Annotated in this window: 5 protein-coding genes; all 5 read left to right on the forward strand. The window is 73.0% G+C overall.

Annotated elements, in window-relative coordinates; translation table 11 throughout:
* On the forward strand, positions 1–954 hold the full coding sequence (locus ACFWWQ_RS16820; protein WP_384596716.1) for a carbohydrate ABC transporter permease: 954 nt from the start codon (positions 1–3) through the stop codon (positions 952–954).
* Positions 955–958: 4 nt separating this feature from the next.
* On the forward strand, positions 959–1867 hold the full coding sequence (locus ACFWWQ_RS16825; protein WP_384596718.1) for a carbohydrate ABC transporter permease: 909 nt from the start codon (positions 959–961) through the stop codon (positions 1865–1867).
* Between the two features lie 16 nt (positions 1868–1883).
* Entirely contained in the window at positions 1884–3137 is a 1254-nt protein-coding gene (locus tag ACFWWQ_RS16830; RefSeq protein WP_384596756.1) for a 6-phospho-beta-glucosidase, read from the forward strand.
* Positions 3128–4108 (forward strand): N-acetylglucosamine kinase, encoded by a 981-nt coding sequence (locus tag ACFWWQ_RS16835; RefSeq protein ID WP_384596720.1) that lies wholly within the window; start codon positions 3128–3130, stop codon positions 4106–4108. The genes ACFWWQ_RS16830 and ACFWWQ_RS16835 overlap by 10 nt, the downstream gene beginning before the upstream one ends.
* Before the next feature lie 304 nt (positions 4109–4412).
* Positions 4413–5708 carry a hypothetical protein gene (locus ACFWWQ_RS16840; protein ID WP_384596722.1) on the forward strand — a complete coding sequence of 432 codons (1296 nt, stop codon included), beginning with the start codon at positions 4413–4415 and terminating at the stop codon, positions 5706–5708.
* Positions 5709–6168 lie beyond the last annotated feature (460 nt).

Below are 6168 nucleotides of genomic sequence, written 5' to 3' on the forward strand. Positions count from 1 at the left end.
ATGGCACTCAGCACCCGCGCGCCCGCGCTGCGCCGTAAGAAAATGCGCGAGAAACTGCGCACGGTCGGTTTCCTCTCCCCCTGGCTGGTCGGTTTCTCGGTCTTCTTCGGCTATCCGCTGCTCGCCACCGTCTATTTCTCGTTCATGCACTACAACCAGATCGAGGAGCCCGCTTTTGTGGGGCTGAAGAACTGGAAGTACGTGCTGACGCAGATGCCGCTTTTCGGTCCGGCGCTGTGGAACACGCTGTGGCTGGTCGTGGTGATGGTCGCGCTGCGGGTGGTCTTCGGGCTCGGCATCGGGATGCTCGTCACGAAGATCAAGTCGGGGGCGGGGTTCTTCCGCACCGCGTTCTATCTGCCGTATCTGGCGCCGCCGGTCGCCGCGACCGTCGCGTTCGTCTTCCTGCTGAACCCGGGAACCGGGCCGGTCAACGAGATCCTCGGCGCCGTCGGCATCGACGCGCCGTCGTGGTTCAACGATCCGAACTGGGCGAAGCCGTCGCTGGTGCTGCTGTCGCTGTGGGGCATCGGCGACCTGATGGTGATCTTCATGGCGGCGCTGCTGGACGTGCCGCGCGAGCAGTACGAGGCGGCGGAGCTGGACGGCGCCGGGGCGTGGGGGAAGTTCCGCTACGTCACCTGGCCGGCGATCACCCCGATCGTGATGTTCGCGGTGGTCACCGGCGTCGTGCAGACCATGCAGTACTACACGCAGGCGCTGGTCGCCGGGAAGCTCGCCTCCGGCGTCACCATCGGCCCCGGCACGGTCATCCAGCCCGGCTACCCGGACCACTCCACCCTGACCGTCCCGCAGCTCGTCTACTCGCTGGGCTTCCAGAACTTCAACACCGGCGCGGCGTGCGTGCTCTCGCTCGTGCTCTTCGTCATCGCCATGGCCGTCACCACCCTGCTGATGCGCAAGCGCGCGGGCCTGCTCCCGGCGGAGGACTGATCCCATGACCACCACGACCCTGAGCGCCCCCGGCGCACCGGCCCGTACCGGCGGCGGCGACGGGAGCGGCCCGGCGCTGCGGGCCCGCCGCACCCGGCTGCTGCACTGGATCGCCGTACACACGGTGGCCGTCACCGCCGCGCTCTTCTTCGTGCTGCCGTTCGTCTTCGTCTTTCTGACGTCGGTGATGAGCGACGGCCAGGCGATGAGCGGTGAACTGTGGCCCACCGAATGGCACTGGTCCAACTACGCCACCGTCTTCCACACCCCGGGATTTCTGGACTGGTGGAAGAACTCCCTGATGTACGCGGGCCTCGGCACGCTTTTCACGGTGTGCTCGGCGGTTCCGGTGGCGTACGCGCTGGCGAAGTTCCGTTTCCGGGGCCGCCGGGCGGCGATGATCCTGGTGATTTCCACGATGATGCTGCCGCCGCAGGTCATCGTCATTCCGATGTATCTGGTGTGGGCGCAGCAGCTGCACCTTTCCGGGTCGCTGTGGCCGCTGATCATCCCGCTGGCGTTCGGCGACGCGTACTCCATCTTCCTGCTGCGGCAGTTCCTGCTGACGATTCCGCAGGAGTACGTCGAGTCGGCGAAGGTGGACGGCTGCGGTGAGGTCCGTACGCTGCTGAAAATCGTCGTGCCGATGGCGAAGCCCGGTATAGCCGCCATCGCACTGTTCCAGTTCTTCTACTGCTGGAACGACTATTTCGGCCCGCAGATCTACGCGGCGCAGAACCCCGGGGCCTGGACGCTCTCCTACGGCCTCGAATCCTTCAAAAGCGCGCACAGCGTCGACTGGAATCTGACCATGGCGGCGACGCTGCTGATCATGGCTCCGGTCATCCTCGTGTTCTTTTTCGCACAGAAAGCCTTCGTCGAAGGCGTCACTCTCACCGGAGTAAAGGGCTGAACCTGTGGCTGTTCCCATGAAACTCGCCGTGGTCGGCGGCGGGTCGACCTACACCCCCGAACTCATCGACGGCTTCGCACGGTTGCGGGACGTCCTGCCGCTTGCGGAGCTGGTCCTCATCGACCCGGCGGCCGACCGGCTGGAGCTGGTCGGCGGGCTGGCCCGCCGTATCTTCGCCAAGCAGGGCCACCCGGGCCGGATCTCCTGGACCTCCGACCTGGACGCGGGCGTGGACGGTGCCGACGCGGTCCTGCTCCAGCTGCGCGTCGGCGGGCAGGCGGCCCGCAACCAGGACGAGACGTGGCCGCTGGAGTGCGGCTGCGTGGGCCAGGAGACCACCGGCGCGGGCGGGCTCGCCAAGGCGCTGCGGACCGTCCCGGTGGTCCTCGACATCGCCGAGCGGGTGCGACGGCGCAACCCCGACGCGTGGATCGTGGACTTCACCAACCCGGTCGGCATCGTCACCCGGGCGCTGCTCACCGAGGGCCACCGGGCCGTCGGGCTGTGCAATGTCGCCATCGGCTTCCAGCGGAAGTTCGCCCACCTGCTGGGCATCACGCCCGAGCGGGTGGAGCTGGAGCACGTCGGGCTCAACCACCTCACGTGGGAGCGGGCGGTCCGCGTCGACGGCGAGGACGTGCTGCCGCGGCTGCTGGCCGAGCACGGCGACGCGGTCGCCGAGGACCTGCGCATGCCGCGCTCCCTGGTGGACCGCCTCGGCGTCGTCCCCTCGTACTACCTGCGCTACTACTACCAGCACGACGAGGTGGTGCGGGAGCTGCGGCGGAAGCCGTCGCGGGCGGCGGAGGTCGCCGCGATCGAGAAGCAGCTGCTGGAGATGTACGGCGACGAGAGCCTGGACGAGAAGCCGGAGCTGCTGGCCAAGCGCGGCGGGGCCTTCTACTCGGAGGCGGCGGTGGCGCTGACGTCGTCGCTGCTGCGGGACACCGGCGACACCCAGATCGTCAACACCTTCAACAACGGGACGCTGCCGTTCCTGCCGGACGACGCGGTGATCGAGGTCCCGGCGACGGTCGGCGCCACCGGCGCGCGGCCACTGCCTGTGCGCCCCCTGGAGCCGCTGTTCTCCGGGCTGATCGCGAACGTCACCGCGTACGAACGCCTCGCGCTGGACGCGGCGCTCAAGGGCGGCCGGGACCGGGTCTTCCAGGCGCTGCTGGCACACCCGCTGATCGGCCAGATCGCCTACGCCGAGCAGCTGACCGACGATCTCCTCGCACACAACCGGGAGCACCTGACGTGGGCCTGAGCGGCGCGTCACTCGCGATCGACGCGGGCAACAGCAAGACGGACGTGGCCCTGGTGGGCGCCGACGGCCGGGTGCTCGGCACGGCCCGCGGCGGAGGCTTCCAGCCGCCGGTGGTCGGCGTCGGCCCCGCGGTGGACGTCCTGGCGCCGCTGGTGGCGTCGGTCCTGGCGCAGGCGGGGGCCGAGGGCCCGGTGGCGCACGTCTCGGCGTACCTCGCCAACGCCGATCTGCCGGTGGAGGAGGCCGCGCTGGAGACGGAGATCACCGGCCGCGGCTGGGCGGGTTCGGTGACCGTCGCCAACGACACCTTCGCGCTGCTGCGGGCCGGGCTGCCGGACGGCGCGGAGCCGCGCGGCGTGGCCGTGGTGTGCGGCGCCGGGATCAACGGCGTGGGCCTGGGCCGGGGCGGGGCGACGGCGCGGTTCCCGTCGGTCGGCCGGATCTCCGGCGACTGGGGCGGCGGCGGGCATCTCGCCGACGAGGCGCTGTGGTTCGCGGCGCGCGCCGAGGACGGCCGCGGCGGCCCCAGCGCGCTGGCGCGGGCGCTCCCCGCCCACTTCGGCCTGGCCACCATGGCCGAACTGATCGAGGCGCTGCATCTGCGGCATCTCCCCGACCACCGGCGGTACGAGCTGGCGCCGGTGCTGTTCGACGTCGCGGCGGACGGCGACCCGGTGGCCCGGTCGATCGTGGCGCGGCAGGCGGACGAGGTGGTGCTGCTGGCGGCGGTCGCGCTGGAGCGGCTGGAACTCCTCGGCGAGGAGACCCGGGTGGTGCTCGGCGGCGGGGTGCTGGCCGCCCGCCATCCGCTGCTGCACGAGCGGGTGGTCCGGCTGCTGGCGGAGCGCGCGCCGAAGGCGGTCGCGCAGGTGGTGACCGCTCCCCCGGTGCTGGGCGCCGCCCTGTCCGCCCTGGACCAGGCCGGGGCCCCGGCGGCGGCGTACGCGCGGCTGCGGGAGACCTGGTCGTAAGGACACCCACGGATCCGCGCACAGGGGCGCGGGGCGGTGGCGCGGCAACCTCGGAGGTCGCGCCATCGCCCCGCGCCCCTCGTGTGTGCGCCGCCGGATACGAGGCCGGGGCCACCTGGGCCCGTACCTCCCATTCCCGGCGATTCCGGCATCGCAGGACCACCATCGGCGAAATACCCCAGTGATCGCCCCCACTCGGGGCGTCGGGGCGTCAGTATTGAGGAAAAGTGGGGGTAGCAGCACCCGAGAGGCGGCCGAAGCGCACCAACCACCGCGCCCCGTACGCAGTTTGGAGAGGTGATCGATGGGGGTCTTGGGACCCTTTCCCGGATCCGCGGAGCGGCCGCCCGGCCAGGCTCTGGACCGCGAGGAGGCCGACCGCGCGCTGGAGCGGCTGAGCGCCGAGTACGAGGCGATCGATTCCTCGCTGCAGGCGCTCCAGGACCACGCGGGGCGGCGGCTGCTGGAGGGCGCGGAGCTGACCGGCGTGACCAAGGAACGCTGGGCGGCCACCGCACGCTCGCTGGCCGCGCTCTGGGCGGACTTCGACGCGTACACCGAGGCGCTGGCCACCGTCCGCGCGCTGCGGGAGCGGCGGCGCTGGCTCTCCCCCGACGACCTCGCCGAACTGACCGGCCTGCTGCGCGACGCACAGATCCCGGCGACCGGAGCCACGGACGGGCCCGACGCTGCGCCCTGCACGCCGTGCACGCTGCGCGAGCTGGTGGCACGGCTGAACGGCCGCTACGCCCGCGCGCTGGACACCATCGTCGCCGCGGACGCGGTCTGGTCCACGCTGCCCGCCCGTATCGACCTGCTCGCCGAGGAGCTGCGGCGCACCCGCTCACTGGCGCACTCCGTGGGCGTCCGCCCCGGCACCCACCCCTCCGGCGACGACCTGGAGGACATCACCGCCGAGCTGACCCGGCTGCGCGCCGAGGTGATCGCCGACCCGCTGGCGTTCTGGGTGGCACCGGCGGGCGGCAGCGCCGCGCCCGGCGGCGGACGGCCCGACACCGCGCGCTACGACCGGGCCGCCCGCGCGCTGGAGGACGTCCGCCGGGAGATCGAGGCGGTGCTGGACGTCCGGCAGGACGCCGAGGCACGGCTGATGCGCCTGCGGGACGTCCTCTCCCGCGCGGAGCGCACCCTGACCGAGGCGCGGCAGGCGCGCGGCGAGGTGCTGGCGAAGATCGCGGCGTGCGAGGTCCCGGCGGTCAGCGGCCCGTCGACGGCGCTGCACGAACAGCTCGCGGCCGCCGCCGACTTCCGGCGGCGCGCGCAGTGGCACCGCCTCTCGCCGCTGCTGGACCGGCTGGAGGAGAGCGCCGAGGACGAGCTGCTGCGCGCCCGGGAGTCGCTGACGGCGGTGACCGCGCCGCTCGCAGTCCGCGCCGAGCTGCGCGGCCGTCTCGACGCGTACAAGGCGGAGCTGGCCCGGCACGGTCTGGCGGGCGATCCGCTGCCGGCCGAGCGGTACGACGCGGCCCGGCGGCTGCTGTGGAGCGCGCCCTGCGATCTGCGGGCGGCCGAGGCGGCGGTGGCGCGCTACCAGCGGGCGGCGGCGGAGGCGCTCGTACCCGACCGGGGCGAGGCGTGAGGGGGCCCGCGGCCGAACGCACCGGCCCGTCCGCCGACTTCGGCCGGGGCGGACGGCAGCGGGAGGATCCGGCCAGCGGGGCCACCGGAGTACGGAACCACGGCGCGGACTGGGTACTCTCCGGGGGCCACGGTGCCCGTCCGGCCGACGGACCGGGCCGTGCGGTGCCGCCGGAGCCGCCGCACGGCCGGAGGCGGCGCCGACCGCGCGGCAGGGCGCGGCGTGGCGAGACAAGGATCGAGCTGGTGGAGCGGGCCTACCGTTTCCGCCCCGGGACGTGGGTGTGACATGGGTGTGACTGGGCCGTCCAGGTGTCCGAGCTGCGGCGAGCCGCCGGAGGAGGAGGGCGCGGTCTGCGGACGCGGGGGCGGCCGCAACCCCGCCCCCCCCCCCCCCCCCCCCCGCCCACCCCCCCCCGCGCGGGGGGGGCGGGGCGGCCCGCGGCCCCCCCCCCCCCCCC

It is taken from the genome of Streptomyces sp. NPDC059080, from assembly GCF_042739975.1.
GTDB classification, from domain to species: domain Bacteria; phylum Actinomycetota; class Actinomycetes; order Streptomycetales; family Streptomycetaceae; genus Streptomyces; species Streptomyces benahoarensis.